This window comes from Streptomyces sp. NPDC033229 (genome assembly GCF_055576875.1).
Genome location: NZ_JBVIQR010000062.1, coordinates 1 through 23,785, shown reverse-complemented (window position 1 = coordinate 23,785; position 23,785 = coordinate 1). Strand labels below are relative to the sequence as shown.

The 23,785-nt window shown below is 71.8% G+C and carries 24 protein-coding genes and 1 pseudogene; 12 read left to right on the top strand and 13 right to left on the bottom strand.

The features are described from left to right. Positions 1-90 precede the first annotated feature (90 nt). Positions 91-1,080, bottom strand: coding sequence for an ROK family protein (locus ACZ53N_RS32630; protein WP_469144411.1), 990 nt, complete (start codon positions 1,078-1,080; stop codon positions 91-93). A gap of 136 nt (positions 1,081-1,216) precedes the next feature. Here ACZ53N_RS32630 and ACZ53N_RS32625 point away from each other — a divergent pair, with 136 nt between their 5' ends. Next, on the top strand, positions 1,217-2,257 hold the full coding sequence (locus ACZ53N_RS32625) for a LacI family DNA-binding transcriptional regulator (protein ID WP_469144415.1): 1,041 nt from the start codon (positions 1,217-1,219) through the stop codon (positions 2,255-2,257). A gap of 31 nt (positions 2,258-2,288) precedes the next feature. Here the strand turns inward: ACZ53N_RS32625 and ACZ53N_RS32620 are convergent, their stop codons facing one another. The 5 genes from ACZ53N_RS32620 to ACZ53N_RS32600 all read right to left on the bottom strand — a co-directional run bounded on the left by ACZ53N_RS32620 (position 2,289) and on the right by ACZ53N_RS32600 (position 6,866). After that, positions 2,289-3,569 (bottom strand): DUF6986 family protein, encoded by a 1,281-nt coding sequence (locus ACZ53N_RS32620; RefSeq protein ID WP_469144410.1) that lies wholly within the window; start codon positions 3,567-3,569, stop codon positions 2,289-2,291. Between the two features lie 184 nt (positions 3,570-3,753). Then, positions 3,754-4,716 carry an electron transfer flavoprotein subunit alpha/FixB family protein gene (locus ACZ53N_RS32615; protein WP_130881084.1) on the bottom strand — a complete coding sequence of 321 codons (963 nt, stop codon included), beginning with the start codon at positions 4,714-4,716 and terminating at the stop codon, positions 3,754-3,756. Positions 4,717-4,846: 130 nt separating this feature from the next. After that, positions 4,847-5,632, bottom strand: a complete 786-nt coding sequence (locus ACZ53N_RS32610; RefSeq protein WP_469144409.1) for an electron transfer flavoprotein subunit beta/FixA family protein — start codon at positions 5,630-5,632, stop codon at positions 4,847-4,849. A 189-nt stretch (positions 5,633-5,821) separates the two neighbouring features. Continuing rightward, positions 5,822-6,328: a flavin reductase family protein gene (locus ACZ53N_RS32605; protein WP_469144408.1), complete on the bottom strand. Its 507-nt coding sequence runs from the start codon at positions 6,326-6,328 to the stop codon at positions 5,822-5,824. A 202-nt stretch (positions 6,329-6,530) separates the two neighbouring features. Further along, positions 6,531-6,866, bottom strand: coding sequence for a TlpA family protein disulfide reductase (locus ACZ53N_RS32600; protein ID WP_469144407.1), 336 nt, complete (start codon positions 6,864-6,866; stop codon positions 6,531-6,533). A 349-nt stretch (positions 6,867-7,215) separates the two neighbouring features. Here ACZ53N_RS32600 and ACZ53N_RS32595 point away from each other — a divergent pair, with 349 nt between their 5' ends. Next, positions 7,216-7,947: a lysophospholipid acyltransferase family protein gene (locus ACZ53N_RS32595; protein WP_469144406.1), complete on the top strand. Its 732-nt coding sequence runs from the start codon at positions 7,216-7,218 to the stop codon at positions 7,945-7,947. Positions 7,948-8,082: 135 nt separating this feature from the next. Here ACZ53N_RS32595 and ACZ53N_RS32590 read toward each other — a convergent pair whose 3' ends face one another. The 3 genes from ACZ53N_RS32590 to ACZ53N_RS32580 are packed head-to-tail and all read right to left on the bottom strand — an operon-like array spanning position 8,083 to position 11,329. Next, complete coding sequence (locus tag ACZ53N_RS32590) at positions 8,083-9,168, bottom strand: threonine aldolase family protein (protein ID WP_469144405.1); 1,086 nt, start codon at positions 9,166-9,168, stop codon at positions 8,083-8,085. Next, positions 9,147-9,908 carry an SDR family NAD(P)-dependent oxidoreductase gene (locus ACZ53N_RS32585; RefSeq protein WP_469144414.1) on the bottom strand — a complete coding sequence of 254 codons (762 nt, stop codon included), beginning with the start codon at positions 9,906-9,908 and terminating at the stop codon, positions 9,147-9,149. The genes ACZ53N_RS32590 and ACZ53N_RS32585 overlap by 22 nt, the downstream gene beginning before the upstream one ends. A gap of 26 nt (positions 9,909-9,934) precedes the next feature. Next, positions 9,935-11,329, bottom strand: a complete 1,395-nt coding sequence (locus ACZ53N_RS32580; protein ID WP_469144404.1) for a DUF6421 family protein — start codon at positions 11,327-11,329, stop codon at positions 9,935-9,937. 307 nt (positions 11,330-11,636) lie between these two features. Here ACZ53N_RS32580 and ACZ53N_RS32575 point away from each other — a divergent pair, with 307 nt between their 5' ends. Genes ACZ53N_RS32575 through ACZ53N_RS32565 form a run of 3 tightly spaced genes read left to right on the top strand, consistent with a single transcriptional unit; the run spans position 11,637 to position 14,337 of the window. Beyond that, positions 11,637-12,590 (top strand): ABC transporter substrate-binding protein, encoded by a 954-nt coding sequence (locus tag ACZ53N_RS32575; RefSeq protein ID WP_469144403.1) that lies wholly within the window; start codon positions 11,637-11,639, stop codon positions 12,588-12,590. A gap of 38 nt (positions 12,591-12,628) precedes the next feature. Then, complete coding sequence (locus ACZ53N_RS32570) at positions 12,629-13,534, top strand: amino acid ABC transporter permease (protein ID WP_469144413.1); 906 nt, start codon at positions 12,629-12,631, stop codon at positions 13,532-13,534. Continuing rightward, the gene (locus ACZ53N_RS32565) at positions 13,531-14,337 is read left to right on the top strand and encodes an amino acid ABC transporter ATP-binding protein (protein WP_469144402.1); all 807 of its coding nucleotides are present in this window, start codon (positions 13,531-13,533) and stop codon (positions 14,335-14,337) included. The genes ACZ53N_RS32570 and ACZ53N_RS32565 overlap by 4 nt, the downstream gene beginning before the upstream one ends. A gap of 39 nt (positions 14,338-14,376) precedes the next feature. On the opposite strand, the gene ACZ53N_RS32560 is transcribed toward ACZ53N_RS32565, so the two are convergent. Next, positions 14,377-14,934, bottom strand: coding sequence for a GNAT family N-acetyltransferase (locus ACZ53N_RS32560; protein WP_469144412.1), 558 nt, complete (start codon positions 14,932-14,934; stop codon positions 14,377-14,379). A 77-nt stretch (positions 14,935-15,011) separates the two neighbouring features. Between ACZ53N_RS32560 and ACZ53N_RS32555 the strand changes: the two genes are divergently transcribed. From ACZ53N_RS32555 to ACZ53N_RS32530, 6 genes are all read left to right on the top strand, one after another. Next, positions 15,012-15,404: a VOC family protein gene (locus ACZ53N_RS32555; RefSeq protein WP_366684794.1), complete on the top strand. Its 393-nt coding sequence runs from the start codon at positions 15,012-15,014 to the stop codon at positions 15,402-15,404. A 239-nt stretch (positions 15,405-15,643) separates the two neighbouring features. Continuing rightward, positions 15,644-16,228, top strand: coding sequence for a DUF5134 domain-containing protein (locus ACZ53N_RS32550; protein WP_469144401.1), 585 nt, complete (start codon positions 15,644-15,646; stop codon positions 16,226-16,228). Between the two features lie 177 nt (positions 16,229-16,405). Continuing rightward, positions 16,406-17,359 carry a M56 family metallopeptidase gene (locus ACZ53N_RS32545; RefSeq protein ID WP_469144400.1) on the top strand — a complete coding sequence of 318 codons (954 nt, stop codon included), beginning with the start codon at positions 16,406-16,408 and terminating at the stop codon, positions 17,357-17,359. Between the two features lie 120 nt (positions 17,360-17,479). Next, on the top strand, positions 17,480-18,220 hold the full coding sequence (locus ACZ53N_RS32540; RefSeq protein WP_469144399.1) for a phosphatase PAP2 family protein: 741 nt from the start codon (positions 17,480-17,482) through the stop codon (positions 18,218-18,220). Between the two features lie 41 nt (positions 18,221-18,261). Then, positions 18,262-18,669 carry a tetratricopeptide repeat protein gene (locus tag ACZ53N_RS32535; RefSeq protein WP_370423078.1) on the top strand — a complete coding sequence of 136 codons (408 nt, stop codon included), beginning with the start codon at positions 18,262-18,264 and terminating at the stop codon, positions 18,667-18,669. Positions 18,670-18,694: 25 nt separating this feature from the next. Then, positions 18,695-19,660 (top strand): pirin family protein, encoded by a 966-nt coding sequence (locus tag ACZ53N_RS32530; RefSeq protein WP_469144398.1) that lies wholly within the window; start codon positions 18,695-18,697, stop codon positions 19,658-19,660. Positions 19,661-19,762: 102 nt separating this feature from the next. Here the strand turns inward: ACZ53N_RS32530 and ACZ53N_RS32525 are convergent. Then, positions 19,763-20,466, bottom strand: a pseudogene (locus ACZ53N_RS32525) (response regulator). Then, positions 20,463-21,356, bottom strand: a complete 894-nt coding sequence (locus tag ACZ53N_RS32520) for a sensor histidine kinase (protein ID WP_469144397.1) — start codon at positions 21,354-21,356, stop codon at positions 20,463-20,465. Before ACZ53N_RS32520 ends, ACZ53N_RS32525 begins: the two are co-directional and overlap by 4 nt. 184 nt (positions 21,357-21,540) lie before the next feature. Here ACZ53N_RS32520 and ACZ53N_RS32515 point away from each other — a divergent pair, with 184 nt between their 5' ends. After that, positions 21,541-22,194, top strand: a complete 654-nt coding sequence (locus ACZ53N_RS32515; protein WP_469144396.1) for a cutinase family protein — start codon at positions 21,541-21,543, stop codon at positions 22,192-22,194. A 172-nt stretch (positions 22,195-22,366) separates the two neighbouring features. Here the strand turns inward: ACZ53N_RS32515 and eno are convergent, their stop codons facing one another. Continuing rightward, positions 22,367-23,686 (bottom strand): phosphopyruvate hydratase, encoded by a 1,320-nt coding sequence (gene eno / locus ACZ53N_RS32510; RefSeq protein ID WP_469144395.1) that lies wholly within the window; start codon positions 23,684-23,686, stop codon positions 22,367-22,369. Positions 23,687-23,785: the final 99 nt, after the last annotated feature.

Genomic DNA, 23,785 nt, shown 5'->3' with positions numbered 1-23,785 from the left:
CAGCAGGGCGTCCAGGTTGTTCGTCACACAACGATCTTGGACGCCCTGTCTGCGTTCCCGGACACACCGTCAGCATTCGGAATGACTCGTCTAGGTGGCGGAGCCCGCGGCGGCCCGGCCCCCCGCCGCCCCCTTCCACAGCCCCAGGTGCCCGGCCGCCGCCGCTGCCGCCCCGACGAGACCCGCGTCCGAACCGAGCCGGGCGGGGAGCACCTCCACCGAGGACGCGAAGGACAACATGGCGTAGTCGCGCAGGCGTTCCCGCAGCGGGGCGAAGAGCACCTCGCCCGCTCCCGCGACGCCGCCGCCTATGACGGCGACCTCGATCTCGACGAGCGTCGCGGTCGCGGCGATGCCCGCGGCCAGCGCCTGCGCCGCCCGGGCGAAGGAGGCGAGCGCGACGGGATCGCCCGCTTCGGCGGCCGCGGCGACGGCCGCCGCACTGCGGTCGCCGTCCGGGCCCGGTCGCCATCCGGCGTCCAGCGCCCGGCGGGCGATGTTGGGGCCACTGGCGATGCGTTCGACGCAGCCTCGGGCACCGCACGGGCACGGGTCACCGTCGAAGTCGACACTGATGTGCCCGATGTGACCCGCATTGCCCGTGGGGCCGGTGTGCAGTCGACCGCCCAGGACCAGGCCACCGCCGACGCCGGTGGACACGACCATGCACAGCGCGTTGGCCCGCCCCCGGGCCGCGCCCTGCCAGTGCTCCGCGGCGGTCATCGCGACCCCGTCGCCGACGAGGACCACCGGCCGGTCGCCGACCAGCCCCGCCACCTCGGCGACCAGCGGGAAGTGGCGCCAGCCGGGCACATTGACCGGGCTGACCGTCCCCGTGGAGGCGTCGACGGGCCCCGCGCTGCCGATGCCCACGGCCCGGACGCGCGGCCAGTGCGCGGTCCGCAGGAGCTCACCGAGCACCTCCGCCACCGCGCCCATCACCGTCGCGCCGTCCTCCCGCGCGGGCGTCGGCCGCCGCGCGCTCACGAGCAGCCGCCCCCGGCCGTCCACGAGCGCACCGGCGATCTTGGTGCCGCCGATGTCGAGGGCGGCGACGAGGTCGTCGGATGCGGTGCGCATGGGGGCTGTCTCTCCTGGTACACGGGCGGCAGGGGGTGGCGGAAGGTGTCAGTCTCGCCGGTGTTGACAACGTTGTCCAGGCTCTATGCTCGACGTCACCCGCCGCACCGCGGACCTCGACGAAGGACAAGCCACCGTGGCCGACACCGCCCGCCGCCCGCCGCCCCGTTACGGCACCCGTCCGACCATGAAGGACGTGGCGGCCCGCGCCGGGGTGGGGCTGAAGACCGTCTCGCGGGTCGTGAACGGCGAGCCCGGTGTCACCCCCGACACCGAGCGGCGGGTCCAGGACGCGATCACCGCGCTCGGCTTCCGCCGCAACGACAGCGCCCGCATTCTGCGCAAGGGCCGCACCGCCTCCATCGGCCTCGTCCTGGAAGACCTCGCCGACCCCTTCTACGCACCGCTCAACCGCGCCGTCGAAGAGGTCGCGCGCGCCCATGGCGCGCTGCTGATCAACGGCTCCAGCGCCGAGGATCCGGACCGCGAGCGCGAGCTGGCCCTCGCCCTCTGCGCCCGCAGGGTCGACGGCCTGATCATCATCCCGGCCGGCCACGACCACCGGTATCTCGAACCGGAGATCGCGGCGGGCGTCGCGACCGTGTTCGTCGACCGTCCCGCCGGGCTGATAGACGCCGACGTGGTGCTCTCGGACAGCTTCGGCGGCGCCCGCGACGGAGTCGCCCACCTCATCGCCCACGGCCACCGCCGCATCGGCTTCCTCGGCGACCAGCCGGGCATCCACACCGCCACCGAGCGGCTGCGCGGCTACCGGGCCGCGATGACGGCCGCCGGACTCCCCGTCGACGACGCCTGGGTGTCGCTCGGCCCCACCACCCCCGAGCGGGTACGGACCGAAGCGGTCCGGATGCTCGCCGGCCCCCGGCCGGTCACCGCCCTGTTCGCGGGGAACAACCGGGTGACGGCCACCGTCGTCCGCGTCATAGCCGGCCGGCCCCGTCCCGTCGCACTCGTCGGCTTCGACGACCTCGAACTGGCCGACCTGCTCTCCCCCGCACTCACCGTGATCGCCCAGGACGCCGTGCGCCTCGGCCGGACTGCCGCCGAGCGGCTGTTCCGACGACTGGACGGGGCCTGCGAGCCACCGCGGCGCGTGGAGCTGCCGACCCGCCTCGTCGTGCGTGGCTCGGGCGAACTCCCGCCCGCCGAGGACTGATCCACCCCCGCCGCGGCCGACGCCCCCGCTCTCACTTCCGCGGTGCGCGCCCCGCGAGACCGTCGAGGTCGGCCCGCGTCATGCCCGTCAGCCGGGCGACCTCGTCCGTGTCGAGGGCACCGCAGTCCAGGCCGCGCAGCAGAAAACCGCTGAGCGCCCTGGCCGTGGCGGGCTCGTCCATCACGTCGCCACCGGCCCGGCCGGCGTAGGCGACCAGCCGGGCGGCGGCCCGGTCCAGGCCCTCGCGGTAGAAGGCGTAGACGGCGGCGTAACGGGTCGGCAGCTGAGCGGGGTGCATGTCCCAGCCCTGGTAGTACGCGCGGGCCAGGGACCGGCGTACGAGGCGGTGGTGGAGCCGCCAGGCATCGTGCACCCGCTCGGCCGGGCCGACGGGCAGGACATTGGTCGAACCGTCCGACAGGCGGACCCCCGTGCCCGCCGCCGCGACCTGCATGACGGCCTTCGCGTGGTCGGCCACCGGATGATCGGGCGCCTGGTGCGCGGCGGCCACCTGGCAGGCGGCGCTGTAGTCGAAGGTGCCGTAGTGCAGGGAGGTGGCACGGCCCCGGGCGGCATCGATCAGCCGGGCGACCGTGGCGCGGCCGTCGGCCCCCAGGATCGCCTGGGTGGTCTCGATCTGGATCTCGAAGACGATCCGCCCCGCGTCGAGGCCGTGCGCCTTCTCGAACTCCTCGGCCAGGCAGGCCATCGCGGTGACCTGCCCGGGATGGCTGACCTTGGGAAGGGTGAGGAGGAGCCCGTCGGGCAGGCCCTGGGCCTCCATCAGTGTGGTGAGGAAGATGTCGAGGGTGCGGATGCCCCGCTCACGGACGGGCGCCTCCATGCACTTCATCCGGATGCCCGCATAGGGAGCAGCCGTGCCGTCCGCGTGCGCTGCGGCCAGGAGCCGCGCCGCGCGGGCGGCGGCGGCGTCCTCCTCGGCGTCGGGGCGCGGGCCGTAGCCGTCCTCGAAGTCCACCCGCAGGTCTTCGACGGGCTCGCGTGACAGTTTGTCGCGAACGCGCTCGTAAACCTCCTCCGCGAGGTCGTCACGCAGCCCGAGGACGGCGGCGAACGCTGCGGCGTCGGGCGCGTGTTCGTCGAGGGCCGCGAGCGCCCGGTCCCCCCAGGAGCGGACGGTGTCGGCGGAGAAGGCGTCGGCGGGGACGTAGACGGTGTGGACGGGCTGCCGGGTGCCCGGATCGCCCGGGTAGCGGCGCGCGAGTTCCGCGTCGACGTCCGCGAGCGATGCGCCGACGGCCTCGCGCACCGAGGCCGCGAAGGTCGTGGCCACCGTCTCGTGCTGCCCCATTGCACACCCTCCGACTGTCAGCTTTCCGCTTTACGGAATCAACTATCCGTGTGCGGGAAGCTATCGGCGCCCAAGCGGATGGTCAACACCCCCGGGCCCCGGCGGGAACACGCGTGAGGTCCCCGTGCGCGGCGCGCACGGGGACCTCACCAGCGGACTGCGAGCAGACCGGGAGCGGAAGGGGTCAGCCCTTGCGGGACTTGACCTCGTCCGTCAGCTGCGGGACGACCTCGAACAGGTCGCCGACCACGCCGTAGTCGACCAGCTCGAAGATCGGGGCCTCGGCGTCCTTGTTGATGGCGACGATCGTCTTCGAGGTCTGCATGCCGGCCCGGTGCTGGATCGCGCCGGAGATGCCCGCCGCGATGTACAGCTGCGGGGAGACCGCCTTGCCGGTCTGGCCGACCTGGTTGGTGTGCGGGTACCAGCCGGCGTCGACGGCGGCACGCGAAGCACCGACGGCCGCGCCGAGCGAGTCGGCCAGCGCCTCGATGAGGGGGAAGTTCTCGGCGCCGTTGACGCCACGGCCACCGGAGACCACGATCGCGGCCTCGGTCAGCTCGGGGCGACCGGTCGACTCGCGCGGCGTGCGGGAGACGACCTTGGTGCCGGTCGACAGCTCGCCGAAGGAGACGGCCAGCTGCTCGACGGTGCCCGCGGCCGGGGCGGCCTCGGGGGCGGCGGAGTTGGGCTTCACGGTGATGACCGGGGTGCCCGTGGTGACGCGGGACTTGGTGGAGTACGAGGCCGCGAAGACGGACTGCGTGGCCACCGGGCCCTCGTCGCCGGCCTCCAGGTCGACGGCGTCGGTGATGATGCCGGAACCGATGCGGACCGCGAGACGGGCCGCGATCTCCTTGCCCTCCGCGGAGGACGGCACGAGCACGGCGGCCGGGGAGACGGCCTTGTACGCCGCGGCCAGCGCGTCCACCTTCGGTACGACGAGGTAGTCGGCGAACTCGGGGGCGTCGGCCGTGAGGACCTTGACCGCGCCGTACTCGGCGAGCACCGGCGCGGCGGCGTCGGCACCGGCACCGAGGTGCACGGCGACGGGCTCGCCGATGCGGCGGGCGAGGGTCAGCAGCTCGAGGGTGGGCTTGCGGACGGCACCGTCCACGTGGTCGACGTAAACGAGGACTTCAGCCATGGGGTGTTCTCCTGCGCGAAAAAGAGGGGCGGGTGACGGTTCGTACGGACCGGGGGAAGCTCGACTGCCGTGCGCGCCGGGGGCTGTGGCGTCGGCGGGCGACGCCGTGGGGCCCCCGGGCCTCAAGCGGTCAGATGAACTTCTGGCCCGCGAGGAACTCGGCGAGCTGCTTGCCGCCCTCGCCCTCGTCCTTGACGATCGTGCCGGCCGTGCGGGCCGGGCGCTCCGTGGCGTCGTCGACCTTGGTCCAGGCGCCGTCGAGACCGACCTCGTCCGCCTCCAGGCCGAGGTCGGAGAGGTCCAGGGACTCCACCGGCTTCTTCTTGGCGGCCATGATGCCCTTGAAGGACGGGTAACGGGCCTCGCCGGACTGGTCGGTCACGGACACGACGGCCGGGAGGGAGGCCTCCAGCTGCTCGCTGGCGGCGTCGCCGTCGCGGCGGCCGGTCACCTTGCCGTCGGCGACGGCGACCTCGGAGAGCAGGGTCACCTGCGGGACGCCCAGACGCTCGGCGAGCATCGCCGGGACAACGCCCATGCCGCCGTCGGTGGAGGCCATGCCGGAGATGACCAGGTCGTAGCCGACGTGCTCGATGGCCTTGGCGAGCACCAGCGAGGTGCCGAGCGCGTCGGTGCCGTGCAGGTCGTCGTCCTCGACATGGACGGCCTTGTCGGCACCCATGGACAGCGCCTTGCGCAGCGCGTCCTTGGCGTCCTCGGGGCCCACGGTCAGCACGGTGATCTCGGCGTCGTCCGCCTCGTCGGCGATCTGCAGCGCCTGCTCGACCGCGTACTCGTCGAGCTCCGAGAGCAGGCCGTCCACGTCGTCGCGGTCGACAGTCAGGTCCTCGGCGAAGTGCCGGTCGCCGGTGGCGTCGGGCACGTACTTCACACAGACAACGATCCTCAAGCTCACGCCGGCTCTCCTACTGCATCGTCTCTTCGTAGCTGCCTTGTGCAGGCAGCATAGGCGCCTTGTGGGGCGGATTCCGGCTGGATCGGGCTCCGCTCCCACCAGAATGTTACTCGCCAGTACATCGAGTGCGTTCCCCGAGCGCAAGGCCGCCGAACTGTGATCTGTCCAACGCGGGAAATACGGGACGTCTCAGTCCCGCAGACCGTTGAAGCGTCCCTGGTGGTACAGCAGCGGGCGGCCCGCCCCGGCGGGGTCGCCGACGACCGCCTCGGCGAGCACGATCCGGTGATCGCCGGCCGGCACCCGGGCCACCACCCGGCAGACCAGCCACGCCAGTACGCCGTCGAGCAGCGGCACTCCCTCGGGGCCGGTGCGCCACTGGGTGGGCGGGGCGAACCGGTCGGCGCCGCTGCGGGCGAAGGTGCCGGCCAGCTCGCGCTGGTGCTCGCCGAGTATGTGCACCCCGACGTGCTCGGCCTCGGCGACGACGGGCCAGCTGGAGGAGCCGGTGCCGATCCCGAAGGAGATCACCGGGGGTTCGGCGGCCACGGAGGTGAGGGAGGTGGCGGTGAAGCCGACCGGGCGCGGGCCGGGCGCGGTGATCACAGCGACGCCGGCCGCGTGCCGCCGGAAGACGGAGCGCAGCAGTTCGGGGGTCGCGAGGTGGGCGGTGCCCAGTTGGGACGAGGCCGTCATCAAGTGGTCCTTCTGCTGGAGGTTCGAGCCGGGAGCGTGCGGTCGGGGCTGCTCACGGGCTCGGACAGCGCGCGCCCGAGGTCTGCGGGAGATCCTCGTGCGCGCGTCCGTGGAGGCGGGTTCCAGGCCACATAGCGTCACAGTGACGATTCGGGGCACGGAGCGTCAAGTGCCGCCGGGGAGATGGGAGGCGGATCACGGGTCAGACGGCTTCGCCGAGGGCCGCGATGACATCGGCCTTGCGCGGCTGACCGGCGGCGCGGCGCACGACGCGGCCGTCCGCGTCGAGGACGAAGACGGTCGGCGTACCGGTGATCCGCAGGGCGCGCACGAGTGCGAGCCGCGCCTCCGCGTCGATCTCGACGTGCGCCACCCCGTCGACCATGGCCGCGACCTCGGCGAGGGTGCGCCGGGTCGCCCGGCACGGCTGGCAGAAGGCGCTCGTGAACTGCACGAGTGTGGCCCGCTCCCCCAGCTCCGCGCCGATGTCGGCGGCGCTCAGCCGCTCCCCCTCGCCCTCCGTTGCCCGCCCGCCCACCCGCGCCCCTCCGTCGTCGCCGTCCGGTCACCGTCCGGACCTGTGTCCGATCTCCCGTGTGCAGCACCGTAGGGCCCGAAGAAATTTCCCGCCCGGGCGACGGGTCCGGCGGGCGGCCCCGGTGGCCCGGTCGGCCGGGGTTCGGCACGGGCAGGGTCCGCGCCGGATCCCCGGTGTACCTTCGGCTGTACCGGATTCCGGCAGACGTGATGAGAATCTCCCGTTCTGCGGGGCGTCCTCGCTGGCCGACAGGCCGGGCATTCAGGCACGATCTGCCGGAAGCCGAGAACCTACGGCCGCGTAACTTCAGCCGGGACACCCCTCCCCAGGCCCAGAAGGATTCCCCGATATGGCAGAACTCGTCTACCCGCCGGTGATCGGCGCCGCCCGCACCATGTTCAAGGCGCTCGATCTGCGCTTCGACATCCAAGGCAGCGAACACATTCCGCAGCGCGGTGGGGCGGTCCTGGTGAGCAACCACATCGGATACCTCGACTTCGTCTTCTGCGGGCTGGCCGCCCGCCCGGCCAAGCGCCTGGTGCGCTTCATGGCCAAGGAGTCCGTCTTCCGGCACAAGGTGTCGGGCCCGCTGATGCGGGCGATGAAGCACATCCCCGTGGACCGCGCGGCGGGCATGGACGCCTACAAGCACGCCCTCAAGGCGCTGCGTTCGGGCGAGATCATCGGGGTCTTCCCGGAGGCGACGATCTCCCAGTCGTTCACGCTGAAGAACTTCAAGTCGGGGGCGGCCCGGCTGGCCCAGGAGGCCGGCGTTCCGGTGCTGCCGATGGCCCTGTGGGGTACGCAGCGCCTGTGGACCAAGGGTCACAAGCGCGATCTGGGCCGTCATCACATCCCGATCACGATGCGGGTGGGCGAGCCGATCGCCGCCGACCCCGCCGAGCACGCGGACACCGTCACCGAGCGCGTCCGGGCCCGGGTCCAGGACCTGCTGGAGGCGGCCCAGCGCGCCTATCCCGTGCGCCCCAAGGGGCCGGACGACACCTGGTGGATACCGTCCCACCTCGGTGGCACGGCTCCCACGCCGGCGGAGGCCGCGGCGCTGGACCGGCGAGGCTAGGGCCTGTAACGGCGGTCAATCGCCGGACACACCCAGGGCGGCTCACCCACGCCGGGAGGCACAAGGCCCCCGGCCGTCTGCGCGACGGCCGGGGGCCTTGATCATGCATGGGTCATGCGTGCGGGAGGCGCGCCGCTACTTGGCCATCTCCTCCGCGACCGCCGCGACGAAGGCGTCCACGTCGGCCTCGGTGGTGTCGAAGGAGCACATCCAGCGGACGACGCCGGCCGGCTCGTCCCAGAAGTAGAAGCGGTAGCGCTTCTGCAGGCGCACGGCCACGTCGTGCGGCAGCCGGGCGAAGACGCCGTTGGCCTGCACCGGGTAGAGGAGCTCGACGCCCTCCACGGCCCGTACGCCGTCGGCCAGGCGCGTGGCCATGGCGTTGGCGTGCGAGGCGCTGCGCAGCCAGAGGTCGCCCGTGAGCAGGGCCTCGAACTGGGCCGAGACGAAGCGCATCTTGGAGGCCAGCTGCATCGACATCTTGCGCAGGTGCTTCATCGCCCGTACCGCGTCCGGGTTGAGGACGACGACGCACTCGCCGAACACCAGCCCGTTCTTGGTGCCGCCGAAGGAGAGCAGGTCCACTCCGGCGTCGGTGGTGAAGGCCCGCAGCGGAAGGCCGAGCGTGGCCGCCGCGTTGGCTATGCGCGAGCCGTCCAGGAAGACCTTCATGCCGCGCTCGTGGGCGTGGTCGCAGATCTCCCGGATCTCCTCGGGGGTGTAGCAGGTGCCCAGCTCGGTGGTCTGGGTGATGGCGACGAGCTGGGGCTGGGCCCGGTGCTCGTCGTCCCAGCCGAACGCCTCACGGTCGATCAGCTCAGGCGTGAGCTTGCCGTGTTCGGTCGGCACGGTGAGCAACTTGAGTCCGCCCACGCGCTCGGGCGCGCCGCACTCGTCGACGTGGAGGTGAGCGCTCTCGGCACAGATCACCGCGCCCCACCGCTCGGTCGCCGCCTGGAGGGCGAGGACGTTGGCTCCCGTGCCGTTGAAGACCGGGAAGGCCTCGGCGGTGGGCCCGAAGTGGGCACGCATCACGTCCTGGAGATGGGCGGTGTAGACGTCCTCTCCGTAGGAGACCTGATGACCGCCGTTGGCCAAGGCGAGCGCCGCGAGGATCTCCGGGTGCGCGCCCGCGTAGTTGTCGCTGGCGAAGCCGCGCAGCTCGGTGTCGTGCCGACGGACGGCGTCGGTCACCGGGGTCACGATTGCGGAGTCAGCCACAGACGGGTTCCGTTCACTTCCTGGGCGGGCTTGGACCAGACGTCGACGATGGCCTCGGCCAGGTCGGTGACGTCCGTGAAGCCCGCGAACTTCGCGTTGGGACGCTCGGCGCGCATGGCGTCGTGCACCAGCGCCTTGACCACCAGGATGGCAGCCGCGGCCGCCGGGCCCTCCTCGCCCCCCGCCTTGCGGAAGGCGTCACCGAGGGCGAGCGTCCAGGCCTCGGCGGCGGCCTTGGAGGCGGAGTAGGCGGCGTTGCCCGCGGTGGGCCGGCTGGCGCCCGCGGCGCTGATGAGGAGGTACCGGCCGTTGCCGCTGCGTGCCAGCGGGGCCTCGAAGGCCAGGGAGGTGTGCTGCACCGTGCGGATGAGCAGCTTCTCCAGGAGGTCCCAGTCGGCGATGTCGGTCTCGGCGAAGCTCGCGGAGCCGCGCCAGCCGCCCACCAGGTGGACGAGGCCGTCGATGCGGCCGAACTCCTTCTCGGTGCGGTCCGCCCAGGCGCGGGTCGCCTCGAGGTCGAGCAGATCCACGGTGTCGCCGGTGACGGTGGCGCCGCCGTGGGCGTAACGGGCGGCGTCGACTGCCTCGGCGAGGCGGGCGGCGTCCGCGTCGGAGGCGACGACGGTCGCCCCGGCCTCGGCCAGGCGCAGCAGGGCGGCACGGCCCGCCGGGCCGGCGGCTCCCGCCACCGCCACGACGGCCCCGTCCAGCCGGCCATTGCCGTTCGTCGGAGTGCTCATGGTCGTCGCCTCACTCTCGAGCTTGCTCACGCGGCCACCTGCTCGCGCGGCGCGGTGATCCCCTTGGTCGAGGCGATCACGCCGCGCAGCTTCTTGGCAAGGGCCTCATAGAACATGCTGAGCGGGAACTCGTCGGGAAGCACGTCGTCCACGAGCTTGCGGGGCGGCTGGGTGAGGTCCAGGGCGTCGGGGCCCTTGGCCCACACGGAGCCGGGGTGCGGGGAGAGGTAGGTGGAGACCAGGTCGTAGGCGGCGAACCAGTGGACGAGCTTGGGACGGTCGATGCCGTCGCGGTAGAGCTTCTCGATCTCGGCGCACAGCTGGTTGGTGACCTGCGGGGCACGCTGCCAGTCGATGTGGAGGGTGTTGTCCGTCCAGCGTACGACGTCGTGCTTGTGAAGGTAGGCGAAGAGGAGCTGCCCGCCGAGGCCGTCGTAGTTGCGCACCCGGTCACCGGAGAGGGGGAAGCGGAACATCCGGTCGAAGAGCACGGCGTACTGCACGTCGCGGCCCTGGGAGTAGCCGTCGGCCTCGAGCTTCACGGCCTCCTTGAAGGCGGTGAGGTCACAGCGCAGCTCCTCCAGCCCGTACATCCAGAACGGCTGCCGCTGCTTGATCATGAAGGGGTCGAAGGGCAGGTCACCGTGGCTGTGGGTGCGGTCGTGGACCATGTCCCACAGGACGAAGGCCTCCTCGCAGCGGTGCTGGTCGCCGACCATGGCCTCGATGTCGGCGGGCAGCTCCAGGCCGAGGGTGGCGACGGCCGCCTCGGTGACGGCGCGGAAGCGGGCCGCCTCGCGGTCACAGAAGATCCCGCCCCAGGTGAAGCGCTCGGGGGCCTCGCGGACGGCGATGGTCTCCGGGAAGAGGACCGCGGAGTTGGTGTCGTAGCCCGAGGTGAAGTCCTCGAAGGTGATGCCGAGGAAGAGCGGGTTGTCGTAGCGGGTGCGCTCCAGCTCGGAGAGCCACTCCGGCCATACGACGCGCAGGACGACGGCCTCGAGGTTGCGGTCGGGGTTGCCGTTCTGCGTGTACATGGGGAAGACCACGAGGTGCTGGAGGCCGTCGGCGCGGTGCGCGGCGGGCTGGAAGGCCAGCAGGGAGTCGAGGAAGTCCGGCACGCCGAAGCCCGTGTCGGCCCAGCGGCGCAGGTCAGCGGCGAGAGCGAGGTGGTACTCGGCGTCGTGGGGCACGAGCGGGGAGAGCTCCCCGATGGCCGCGATCACGCGGTCGACCTCGGCCCGGACGCTCTCGCCCGGCGGTGCGCCCTCGGCCGTGAGGTCGATGGAACCGTCCGCGGACTGCCAAGGCCGAATTGTCTCTACGGCGTCCTTGAGCGTGGCCCAGGCCGGGTGGCCCACCACACGCTCCGCGGACAAAATGTTGGCCTCTGCCGCTATCGGCGCAAGGATTTCCGTCATGGCTACCCCTCCTCAGGAGAACCTGGTGTTAAGACACCGTATCTGTGTCAGGTTCTTCGCCTCAAGGGGAGTGGCGATAAATTATCCTGCGGACCCCCCGGTCGGGCCGCTGTTTTTCCTGCCACCCCTCGCCCGGCATGCCCCATAAACGGGATCCTGTCACCTCCGGCACACCGGTCACCGTGACCGTGCGGGTGTCTTTTCGGCCATGGTCCAGCCGTTCTCCGGTACGTCCACCCCGGCGCCGCCGCGTTCATGAGCGTTCATGAATCGGCAACAGTCTTCCGCTATTCGGACCGTTCGTGGCATGACCTGGACAGATCACCTCGCGCGCTGCCAGTCTCCCGCCATGCCCGTCGCCAACCAGCACCGTTACGCCCGCAGCCGCGCGCTCCTGGCCGCCACCGCCGCCCTCCTGTGCGCGGCGGTCTCCGGCTGTGCCCCTCAGGACGACTCCGACCCCGCGAAGTCCCCCGGCACGGCGTCCGGCGCCGCGCCCGCCAGAGGTTCGTGCGGGAAGGGGAAGCAGGCCACGGAGACCGCCGGAAAGCTGACGGTGGGCACGGACAAGCCCGCGTACGCCCCCTGGTTCCAGGACGACGCCCCCTCGTCCGGCAAGGGCTTCGAGTCGGCCGTCGCGTACGCCGTCGCCGAGCGGCTCGGCTACGGCCCCTCCGATGTGATCTGGCAGACCGTACCCTTCCAGAACTCCTTCGCGCCGGGAGAGAAGAAGTTCGACTTCGACCTCAATCAGATCTCCATCAGCGACGAGCGCCGCCGGGCCGTGGACTTCTCCCCGGGCTACTACGACGTGCGCCAGGCCGTCATCGCGCTCAAGGACTCCCCCGCGGCGAAGGCCACGTCCGTCGCCGACCTCAAGCGCGCCAAGCTCGGCGCCCAGGTGGGCAGCACCAGCCTCGACGTCCTCAACGACATCATCAAGCCCACCCAGTCGCCCGCCGTCTTCCAGAAGAACGACTTCGCCAAGACCGCGCTCAAGAACGGCCAGGTCGACGCGATCATCGTCGACCTGCCCACGGCCTTCTACATCACCTCCGCGGAGGTGAAGGAAGCGAAGATCGTCGGTCAGTTCGACGCCACGGGCGGCAAGGCCGAACAGTTCGGCCTCGTCCTCGACAAGGGCAGTGCGCTCACGGCGTGCGTCAGTGACGCCGTCGACTCGCTGCGCAAGGACGGCACGCTGGCCCGCCTGGAGAAGAAGTGGCTCTCCGAGGCCGCGGACGCCCCGGTGCTCAAGTGACGGTCAAGGACACGGTGCCGGAGGACCCGGCACACGGGATGTTCGACAAGACCCCCGAGAAGAGCTCCGGTGCGTCGGAAAGGACGGACACGGCCGATGCCTACGTGCCGTCCGCGCGGCGCGTCGAGCGCGAGCGGTTCAAGCGGACCCGGGCCCGCCGGGCCACGGCCATCGCGGCCGGAAGCACCCTGATCACGGCCGTCGCGCTCTTCCTCCTCGTCGTCAACTCCCCCGGCTGGCCCCGCACCCGCGAGACGTTCTTCAGCGCCCACTACGCGCGCGAGGCGCTGCCGAAGGTCCTCGAGGGGCTGCTGCTCAATCTCCGGCTGCTGCTCGTCTGCGGCGCGGCGGTCCTCGTCCTCGGCCTGCTGATCGCCGTCGCCCGCACCCTGCGCGGCCCGGTGTTCTTCCCGCTCCGCGCGCTCGCCACCGCCTATACGGACTTCTTCCGCGGGCTGCCGCTCATCATCTGCCTGCTGATGGTCGTCTTCGGCGTGCCGGCGCTGCGGCTGCAAGGGGTGACGACCGACCCCGTTGTCCTGGGCGGTACGGCGCTGGTGCTGACGTACTCGGCCTATGTCGCCGAGGTGTTCCGCGCCGGCATCGAGTCCGTGCACCCCAGCCAGCGCGCCGCGGCCCGCTCGCTGGGCCTCACGGGACGCCAGACACTGCGGTTCGTCATCCTGCCCCAGGCCGTGCGCCGGGTCGTGCCGCCGCTTCTCAACGACCTGGTCTCGCTCCAGAAGGACACCGGTCTCGTCTCGATCGCCGGCGCGGTCGACGCGGTCTACGCGGCGCAGATCATCTCCAGCAAGAGCTTCAACTACACGCCGTATGTGCTCGCGGGGCTGATCTTCGTGGCCCTCACCATCCCCATGACCCGCTTCACCGACTGGATCACCGCGCGGATGGACCGCCGCCGGGCGCAGGGAGGCATCGTATGAGCGAGCCCGACCACACCGGGACCGACACGGGCACCGACCAGGGCGCCGAGGCCGGCACCGACGCCGTGCTGCGACTGGAGTCCGTCCGGAAGACCTTCGGCCGGTCCGTCGTGCTGCGCGACGTGGACCTGGAGGTGGCCCCGCACACCGTGACCGCGCTCATCGGTGCGTCCGGCTCGGGCAAGTCCACCCTGCTGCGCTGCGCGAACCTCCTGGAGGAGATCGACGACGGCGCGATCTTCCTCGACGGCGAGGACATCACCGATCCCCACGTGGACCCGGACGCGGTGCGCCGCCGGATCGGCGTCGTCTTCCAGGCCTACAACCTCTTTCCGCACATGACCGTGCTGGAGAACGTCACCCTCGCCCCGCGTCGCGTCCACGGAGTGCCGCGCGCGGAGTCGGAGGAGCGGGCGCACGAATTGCTGCGGAGGCTGGGGCTCGACGGCAAGGCGGGCGAGTACCCGGACCGGCTCAGCGGCGGTCAGCAACAGCGCGTCGCGATCGTCCGGGCCCTGGCCGGCCGGCCCCGGCTGCTGCTCCTCGACGAGATCACCGCGGCGCTCGACCCGGAACTGGTGGGCGAGGTGCTGAGCGTCGTGCGTGACCTCAAGGAGGAGGGCATGACCATGGTGCTGGCCACACATGAAATGGGGTTCGCCCGGGACGTCGCCGATCAGGTGTGCTTCCTGGACGGCGGGGTGGTGCTGGAGCGCGGTACCCCCGCGGAGGTCTTCGGCGAGCCGCGGCAGGAGCGCACGCGGCGCTTCCTGCGTCGGCTCGTGGAGGCCGGCCGGCTGTGAGGGCCGGCCGACGGAGAGGGGCCGGCCGGCCGCGCGGTCTCAGGCCCGTTCTGCCAGTTCCTTCACCAGCAGCTCGAACTCGAGGTCGTCGCGCTGCGGGACGCCGAAGCGGTCGTCGCCATAGGGGAAGGGGGACATCCGGCCGGTGCGCCGGTAGCCCCGGCGCTCGTACCAGGCGATGAGCTCGTCGCGCTGCCGGATGACCGTCATGTGCATCTCCCGGGCGTCCCACTCGGCCCGGACGACCCGCTCGGCCTCCGCCATGATCACCTTGCCGAGCCCGGCGCCCTGCAGGGAGGGGCGGACCGCGAACATCCCGAAGTAGGCGTGGGTACCACGGTGTTCGAGCTGGCAGCAGGCGACGATCTCGCCGTCCCGCTCCACCACGAGCAGGATGCTGGACTCGTCGGTCACCACGGCCAGGACGCCGTCGGGGTCGGTCCGCTGCCCGTCCAGCAGATCGGCCTCGGTCGTCCAGCCCGCCCGGCTGTCGTCACCGCGATAGGCCGACTCGACCAGCTCGACCAGGGCGGGCACATCCGCGGTGGTGGCCGCCCGGAAGGTCGGCTCGGCGGTACGGCTACCGGCGGTTTCCATCATGTTCCGGGGTCCTCTCCGTATGGTTGTCGGCCCTTATGACCCTAACCCGGTGCGGTGTGCGTACAGTCGCGGGCATGGTGCACGTTCTGAGCAGCAGGGTGCTACTGAGGCCGACCGACCCCGAGCGTTCGCGGGTCTTCTACGGGCGGACGCTGGGCCTCGCGGTCTACCGCGAGTTCGGGACCGGTCCCGAGCGCGGCACCGTCTATTTCCTCGGCGGCGGATTCCTGGAGGTCTCCGGTCGCGCCACCGACCCGCCCGCCCCCGGCCTGGAGCTGTGGTTGCAGGTCGCGGACGCGGAGGCGGCGCACGAGGAGTTCCGGCGCCAGGGGGTCGCGGTGCTGGAGCCACCGGAGCGGAAGCCGTGGGGGCTGGTGGAGATGTGGATCGCCGACCCGGACGGGGTGCGCATCGCGGTGGTGGAGGTCCCGGAGGATCACCCCATGCGGTATCGCCCGGGGATCTAGGGGGCCACCCCCGTGCGGTATCGCCCGGAGATCCAGGGGATCCGGCGGTGCGGCCCTGGGCGTCTTGGGCGGTCCGGCGCGTCCCTCCAGGCCGTGGCGGCCGTGCGGCCCGTGCGCCGGCGTTGCGCGGGCGCACAGCCACCCCTTTCCGTGCTCCCCTTTTGCGCCTGTGCGCTCCCGTGTGATGCGGCCTCAGTGGGCATTCTCCGGAGGTAAGTGTGCGTCCATGGAGGTGTGCCGTGCACGGACCGCCGCTGGTCGGGTGGTTGCTGGTGGCGTTGTGCGCCGCGACGGGCGCGTACTGCCTCCTGAGCGTGCGGGCCGGCGCGGCGGGGGAGCGCCGGGCCGCACGCGGGGACGCGCTGATGGGGCTGGGCATGGCGGCGATGGCGGTGCCGGCCGCGGCGCTGGACACCAGACCGTGGGGGGCACCGCTGTTCGCCGTGGTGTTCGCGACCGGCGGACTGCGCGCGCTGCTGCTGGCCCGGGAGCGGGCCGAGGCTCACCATCTGCACCACGCCGTGGGCGCGTTCGCGATGGTCTATATGGCGCTCGCGATGGCGGGCGCCCCCGTCGGCGGGCATGCCGGGACCTCGCACTCACCGGCGGGGACTCCCCTGCTGACCGGGTTGCTGCTGGTCTATTTCGCGGTCTACGTCGTGCGGTCGGTGGCCGGGCTCGTCCCGGTGATGGCCGGGCCGTCCGGCGAGGCCGCCTGGGCCGACTGCCAGCCGCGCCCCGGCTGGCAGTGGCGGCCCGAGCTCACCAACGCCTGTCGGCTGACCATGGGCATCGGCATGCTGGCGATGCTGCTCACACTGTGACGTTGCCGAGGGAGCTCACGGGCCGCAGGGACGGTCCGCCGGGGCCGTCCGGGGGGGGGCCGTCGGTGGGGAGGCTGGGCGCGGAGGCGGTACGCCCCGCCGCGGCACACGTGGCGTGCGTCACTTCGTTCGCGGGGGCGTACCCCGGGGCGGCCGTGCGCTCATAGGCTGACCGGCATGATGGTCCCGCTCGCGTTGCTGGTCCTCGCCGGGCTGACTGCGGCAATGGCGCCACGCCTGCTGACCCGTGCCGACTGGCCCGATCGTGAACCCGTCGTGGCGCTATGGGTGTGGCAATGCGTCGTCGCGGCCGTGCTGCTGTGCTGCGTGCTCGCCATGGCGCTGAGCGCCGCCGCGGCCTGGCAGGCCGTGCGTGGCCACGTCTTCGCCCTGGCGCCGCACGGTGTCGTGGAGGCGTACGCCCTGACCGCCTACGGGTCGTGGGCGGCGCCCCTGGCCGTCACCCTCGCGTGCGGCGCGGTATGGACGGCGGCGATGCTCACCCGCGAGGTGCACTGGGCGCGTCTGCGGCACCGGCGGCGGCGCGCGGAGCTGCTCATGCGCTCCCCTCTGCTGCCCGGTGAGGAGCCCGGCGCGGACCGGCTCATGGTGCTGGAGGGCGACCGGCCCGACGCCTGGTGGCTGCGCGGTCGCGCCACGCCGCAATTGGTGATCACGACGGGTGCGCTGCGGCGGCTCAAGGGATCACGGCTGGACGCGGTGCTGGCCCATGAGCAGGGACACGCGCGCGCCCGGCACGACTGGCTGCTGCACTGCTCGTCGGCGCTGGCGACCGGCTTTCCGCAGGTGCCGGTCTTCGCGGCGTTCCGCGACCAGGTCCACCGCCTGGTCGAGTTGGCCGCGGACGACGTCGCCTCGCGCCGGTTCGGCCGCCTGACGACCGCTCTGGCACTGGTCGAACTCAATGAGGAAAGCGGGGTGTTCGGCCCCTGCCCGTCCCCGCTCTCGCAGGTGCCCGGCCGGGTCCACCGGCTGCTGGAGCCCACGCCCCGGCTGACGGCCGCGAGGCGGCTGCGGCTCACGGCCGCGGCGGCGCTGGTGCCGGTCGTGCCGCTGCTGGTGACCTTCGCGCCGGGACTCAGCGCGCTGGGTCTCGGCACACCGGGCTGAGGCCGCCCCTCGCCCCCCCGCCCGGGTCCCTGGCCGGTTTCTGCTTCCGCTTCTGCTCCCGCGGTCCGGCCCACGGCCCCGGGTTGGTTTCGTGGCGCTTTGATGGGCCACGATCTGATCATGCAGGTTCCCACGCGCCTCTCCGACCCGCCCGCCGCCCCGGTCCGGCCCACGCGCTCCGTGTGGCTGCGTTCCGGAGCCGTGCTCGGCGCCCTGTTCGTCGTCCTCCTGGTGCTGGTCGGCAGCGGCTGGCAGCCCTTGGACTCGCTGGACCAACGGGTGGCGAACGACCTGCACCCGATGGCGGCGACGCACGACGGGTGGACGCACTTCATGCGCCTGCTGTCGGACTGGCTGTGGGACCCGTGGACGATGCGCCTGGCGCTCGCCGTCACGGCGCTCTGGCTCCTGTGGCGGCGGCAATGGCTGCCGACACTGTGGATCGGCGTCACCTCGGCGCTGGGGACGGCGCTGCAACAAGGCCTCAAGGCGGCGGTCGGACGGGACCGTCCGCACTGGCCGGACCCGGTGGCCACCGCGCACTACCAGGCTTTCCCGTCCGGGCACGCACTGACGGCGACGGTGGCGTGCGGACTGCTCGTGTGGCTGCTGTGGTTGCACGGGGCGGAGCGGCGGAGCGTGCGTACCGCGCTGGTGGTGAGCGTGGTGTCGGTGCTCGGCGTCGGCTTCACACGCGTCTATCTGGGGGTGCACTGGCTGTCGGACGTCGTGGGCGGTGTGCTGTTGGGCGCTGCCCTGGTGGCTGCCTCGGCCTGGACGTATGGCCAATACGCCCAGGTGCCGAAGGGGCGGGCGCGCCGTGCCGGGCAGTCGGCGCGCCCCGGCAACACCCCGGAATAGTTCAACATTCATCCATGTTGGCGCAGGGGAAAGGAGCGACCATGACCGCCTTCAGGCCCTTCTCCCCCACCGCCGAACTCCCCGCCACGCCCTACCCGCTCGCGGAGGAGTACGCACGTGCGCAGCTCTTCTTCGAAGCCCGGGACTACACCGAGGCCGCCCGTATCCTCGCCCCCGTCGTGGAGGCCGAACCGGGGCACCTGGCGGCCCGGCTGCTGCTGGCGCGCTCGTACTATCACTCCGCCCAGCTGAAGCGCGCCGAGGCCGAACTGCGGCGCGTGCTGGAGCGGGACCCGGCGGAGACGTACGCCTATCTGATGCTCGGCCGCACCCTGGAGCGGCAGAACCGGTCGGCCGACGCCGCACCCTATCTGCGGCTGGCCGCCGCCATGAACGGCGAGACCGAGCCCGCCCCGCGCCGGGTCGTCCACAGGCGCGCCGATGGCTGACGGAGCCGAGTGGCAGAGTGCTGCCATGAGCAATCTCGATCTCCGACCGGCTCCGGCCGTGTGCGGTGGCCGCCAGGACGTCACCGCCCGGCCGGTGCGCGATCTGCTGCCCGGCAAGACGGTTCCGCTCGGTGAGAGCACCGTAGTCCGCCGGCTGCTGCCCAGTCTCGGGCGACGCATGGTGGGGGCATGGGCCTTCGTCGATCATTACGGTCCCGATGACATCGCCCGCGAGCCGGGCATGCAGGTCCCGCCGCATCCGCACATGGGCCTGCAGACGGTCAGCTGGCTGCACGACGGCGAGGTGCTGCACCGCGACAGCCTCGGCAGCCTCCAGACGCTGCGGCCCGGCGAGTTGGGCCTGATGACCTCGGGGCGCGCGATCTCCCACTCCGAGGAGTCCCCGCGCGAGCACGCGCCCGTGCTGCACGGCGCGCAGCTGTGGGTGGCCCTGCCGGACACCCACCGGCACACGGATCCGACGTGGGAGCACCACGCCGAGCTGCCGCGTGTCACCGGCGGCGGGATCGAGGCCACCGTCATCATGGGCGAGTTGGCGGGCACCACCTCGCCCGCCACCACGTTCACCCCGCTGGTCGGCGCGGACATCGCGCTGGCCGCGGGCTCCTCGGCCCGGCTCCCGGTCCGGCCGGATTTCGAGTACGCGGCGCTGACGATGTCGGGCGAAGCGGAGGTCGACGGGGTGCGGCTGGCGCCGGGGTCGATGCTCTACCTCGGCTGCGGCCGCTCCGAACTGCCGTTGCGCGCCGACGTCGACAGCTCATTCATGCTGCTGGGCGGCGAACCGTTCGAGGAGCGGATCGTCATGTGGTGGAACTTCGTCGGGCGGTCCCAGGAGGACATCGCGCAGGCCCGTTCGGACTGGATGACCGGCTCCCGCTTCGGTGCGGTGAAGGGGTACGACGGGGGGCGCCTGCCGGCGCCCGCACTGCCGCCGGTGGCGCTCAAACCCCGGGGAAGGGTGCGCTGAGCCGGGCAGACCGGGGCCGACGGTTCAGTCACCCATTCCGGAGACGCTGCTCGGGCCGGGCGGTACCTGAGTCGGTGGCGATCGCGCGGGCCGTGTTGCGCGTCAGCCGGTGAACCCCGGCACCACCAGACCTGATTCGTACGCGATCACCACCGCGTGGGTCCGGTTCTGCGCACCGAGCTTGGTCAGCACGTTCCCGACGTGCGTCTTCACCGTCTCCAGGCTCACCCTGAGTGACTGCGCGATCTCCGGGTTGGACAGGCCGGTGGCCATCAGCCGCAGCACTTCCTCCTCCCGCTCCGTCAGCGCCGCCTTCGGCAACGCCTCGGCGGAGCCCAGCGGGCGGGCGGTGACCATCCGACGCAGGGTCGCCGGGAAGAGGATCGCCTCCCCCGCCGCCACCACGCGTACCGCCTCGGCGATCTGCCGGACCGGAAGCCGCTTGAGCACGAATCCGCTGGCCCCCGCGCTGAGCGCCGCAGTGCCGTAGCCGTCGTTCTCGAAGGTGGTGATCACCACGACCTTCGGAGGTTCGGCCGGCTCGGCAAGGAGTTGCCGGGTGGCCTCGATCCCGTCGCGACGTGGCATCCGCACATCCATCAGGACCGCGTCGGGCCGCAGCCGCCGCGCATGCTCGACGGCCTCGACGCCGTCGGCGGCTGCGGCCCGACCACCGAGATCCCCGGCTGCGCCGCGAGCAGGGTGCGCAGACCGCTGCGGGTCACCTCGCCGTCGTCGGCGATCAAGAGGGTGACGGGGGTACGGGCAGGGCTGGTGGCGGCGGGGCGGGAGCCGACGCCCGTCATGGCGGCTGAGCTCGCGTCGGAGGTGGCCATGCCGAGCCCCGTACCGGCAGCCGGACCGCCAACCGCCAGTGCCGCGGCCCGTCCGGGCCGACCTCGATCTCACCGTGCAGCAGCCGCACGCGCTCGGCAAGGCCGGGCAGGCCGTGCCCGGACGTCCGGAAGACACCCGCACCCGTACGCATGCCCGCGCCCGCCCCATTGACCACACCGAGCTCAAGGGAGTCCGGCGCTACCGCCACCCGGACCCCGATCGGACCGCCCGTCCCGTGCCGCAACGCGTTCGTCAGCCCCTCCTGCAGAATCCGGTACGCGGCCCGGGAGAGCGTCCCCTGCACCTGCGCCAACTCGCCGGCCAGCTCCACATCAAGGACCGCGCCCGCGTGCCGCAACCGGTCGAGCAGCTCGGGCAGGTCGGCCAGGGTCCGGGTCGGTGCCGTCTCCGCCTTCTCCTCGCGCAGTACGCCCAGTACGTAATCCAGGTCCTCCAGCGCGGCCCTGGCCGACTCCTCGATGCTGCGCAGCGCGGCCCGCACCGCCCCCGGGTCGGCGGAAAGCAGCTCGCCCGCGACCGCCGCCTGGATCGTGGTCGCGGTCAGCGTGTGCCCGATCGAATCGTGCAACTCGTGGGCCAGCTTGTTGGTGGTGACGAGCGTGCTGCGGTGACTGGCGCTGAGGCATCCGCGGCCAAGGACCCTCTGCGGCAGTACACGCAACAGGCACCGCGGTGGCAGCGCTGCGATGCGAAGAACCCCGCCACCTATCAGTGCGCGACACTCAAGGTGCCGCTGAACTACAGCGATCCCGGAGGCAAGAAGACGGACAAAGGAACGCGGACGGATCTCCCGTCCGTTTGCCGACGCTGTCCGTCGTTCAGGGCCAAGTCGGACCACTGGCCGTGAGCGACAGAGAGCGACCGGGGACGGTATCGGGGCTGAGGGCGGAGCAACCCCGTGGGCCGGGCTCCGCGGGTTTCATCGGGATTTCATCGGCCGCTGTCACTGTTGGCCGGTGACCTTGGCGACTGCGCGTCTCGATGGACAGCGGACGCACAGGCCAACTACCTGGGGAGGATCGATGCGAGCAAGAAGAATCGCCGCCGTGCTGGCCGGACTTCTGCTGACGACCGGGCTTTCGGTGACACAGGGGACCTCAGCGCAAGCAGCGGCTTCGTGCGAGGGCACCTACACGATCGTCGTCGGTGGCACGGGCAGCTCGTGGAACAACGACCGCTTCTACGGCAACATCCAGCAACACGTCGGGTACCCCAGCCAGATCCCCAACGGCGCGAGCGCCCAGGCCGGTGTCAATGAGCTGAACCGGCTGGTCCGCAACCAGCGGGCCGCGTGCCCGGGGCAGCACGTCAAAATGGGTGGATACTCCTTGGGTGCTGCCGTGGTACACATCTGGGTCACCCAGAACTGGAGGACGTTCGACAACGTCAACGCCATTCTCATCGCGGACCCCAAGCGCCAGGCCCCTCCCGGCGCCAACGGTGGAGCCGTGCCGTTCGGCGGTATCATCGGTGCCCCGCTCGCCGGGGCGGACAGGGCCTTCGGCAACGTGCCGGTCAAGTCCATCTGCCACTGGGACTACGTGTGTGACGAGTCCGCCGGCATATGGACCTACCCGAACAACCACGTCAGGAACTACCCCGAAGACTTCAACATGGATCACCACAACGACAGCGCCCACGAGCAGTGGTACAACGGAGCCTGGCAACCCTGGTGATCACGGCTGGTTCGTCAGCCGGGTTCGGCGTGCTCACTGCCCCCAACGCCCAGTTCGCAGGGAGAAGCGCTCTATGGCCCGGGCTGGTGAGGGGCCCTCGGGGAATGGGGCGCGGCCGTTCCGTGCTCCATCAGCGGATGGGCCGCGGCCCGCTCACGCCGCACGAACAGAATCAGCAGGGCTGCCGCAGTGCGGAGCGGCCCGCGAAGCGCGCCGAGTCGCCCAACTCCTCTTCGATCCTGATCAGTTGGTTGTACTTCGCCGTGCGATCGGAGCGTGAGAGCGAGCCGGTCTTGATCTGACCGCAGCCGGTCGCCACCGCCAGATCCGCGATGGTGGTGTCCTCCGTCTCGCCCGAGCGGTGCGACATGACAGCCGTCCAGCCCGCCTCGTGGGCCGTGGCCACCGTGGCCAGCGCCTCGGTCAGGGTTCCGATCTGATTGACCTTGACCAGAACCGAGTTGCCGACACCGGTGCGGATGCCCTCGCGCAGCAGCGTCTCGTTGGTGCAGAACACGTCGTCGCCGGTGAGCTGACAGCGGTCGCCGACGCGGGCGGTCAACTCGCGCCAGCCGTCCAGGTCGTTCTCCGCCATCGGGTCCTCGATGGAGACGACCGGGTAGGCGTCGATGAGCTTGGCCAGGTAGTCGGCGTGCTCGGAGGGGGTGCGGCGCACCCCCTCGCCCGCGTAGTCGTACACCCCGTCGCGGAAGAACTCCGACGAGGCCGGGTCCATGACCAGGCCGATGTCCGCGCCGGGACGGTAGCCGGTGCGCTCGATGGCGGTCATCACGAAGTCGAGCGCCTCCTCAGCGGTACGCAGCGCGGGCGCGAAGCCACCCTCGTCGCCGACGCCCGTGGAGTGCCCGGCGGCCAGCAGATCGCGGCGCAGGGTGTGGAAGACCTCACTGCCCATGCGGACGGCTTCGGCGAAGGTGTCCGCGCCCACAGGCGCAATCATGAACTCCTGGAAATCCAGCGGATTGTCGGCGTGCGCGCCGCCGTTGACGATGTTCATCATCGGCAGCGGCAGGAGGTGGGCTTCGGCGCCGCCGAGGTAACGGTAGAGGGGCCGGCGGTGGGCCGCCGCGGCGGCCTTGGCGGCGGCGAGGGAGACCCCGAGCACCGCGTTGGCGCCGAGCCGGGACTTCGTGGCGGTGCCGTCGAGGGCGACCAGCGCGGCGTCGAGCCCCGCCTGGTCCGCCGCGTCCCGGCCGCGCACGCACGCCGCGATCTCCCCGTTGACGTGGGCCACCGCGCGATCGACACCCTTGCCGTGCCAGCGCGCGGAGTCTCCGTCGCGCAGTTCCACGGCCTCCCGGGCACCGGTGGAGGCGCCGGAGGGAACAGCCGCGCGCCCCAGGGATCCGTCCGCCAGGACGACATCGACCTCGACCGTGGGGTTGCCCCGGCTGTCGATGATCCGGCGGGCGATGACGGTCTCGATGACGGCGTCGGTGATTTCGGTGGGTCCGGCTGCCTTCGCGGACATGGGAGTCCTACCTTTCAAGGGTGGTTGCTCTGGTCATTCGTAAGATCGGAGGGCCCGGGGGCTCTGGGTATGGCTGTCATTGGTGCGCCGTAGGGATGG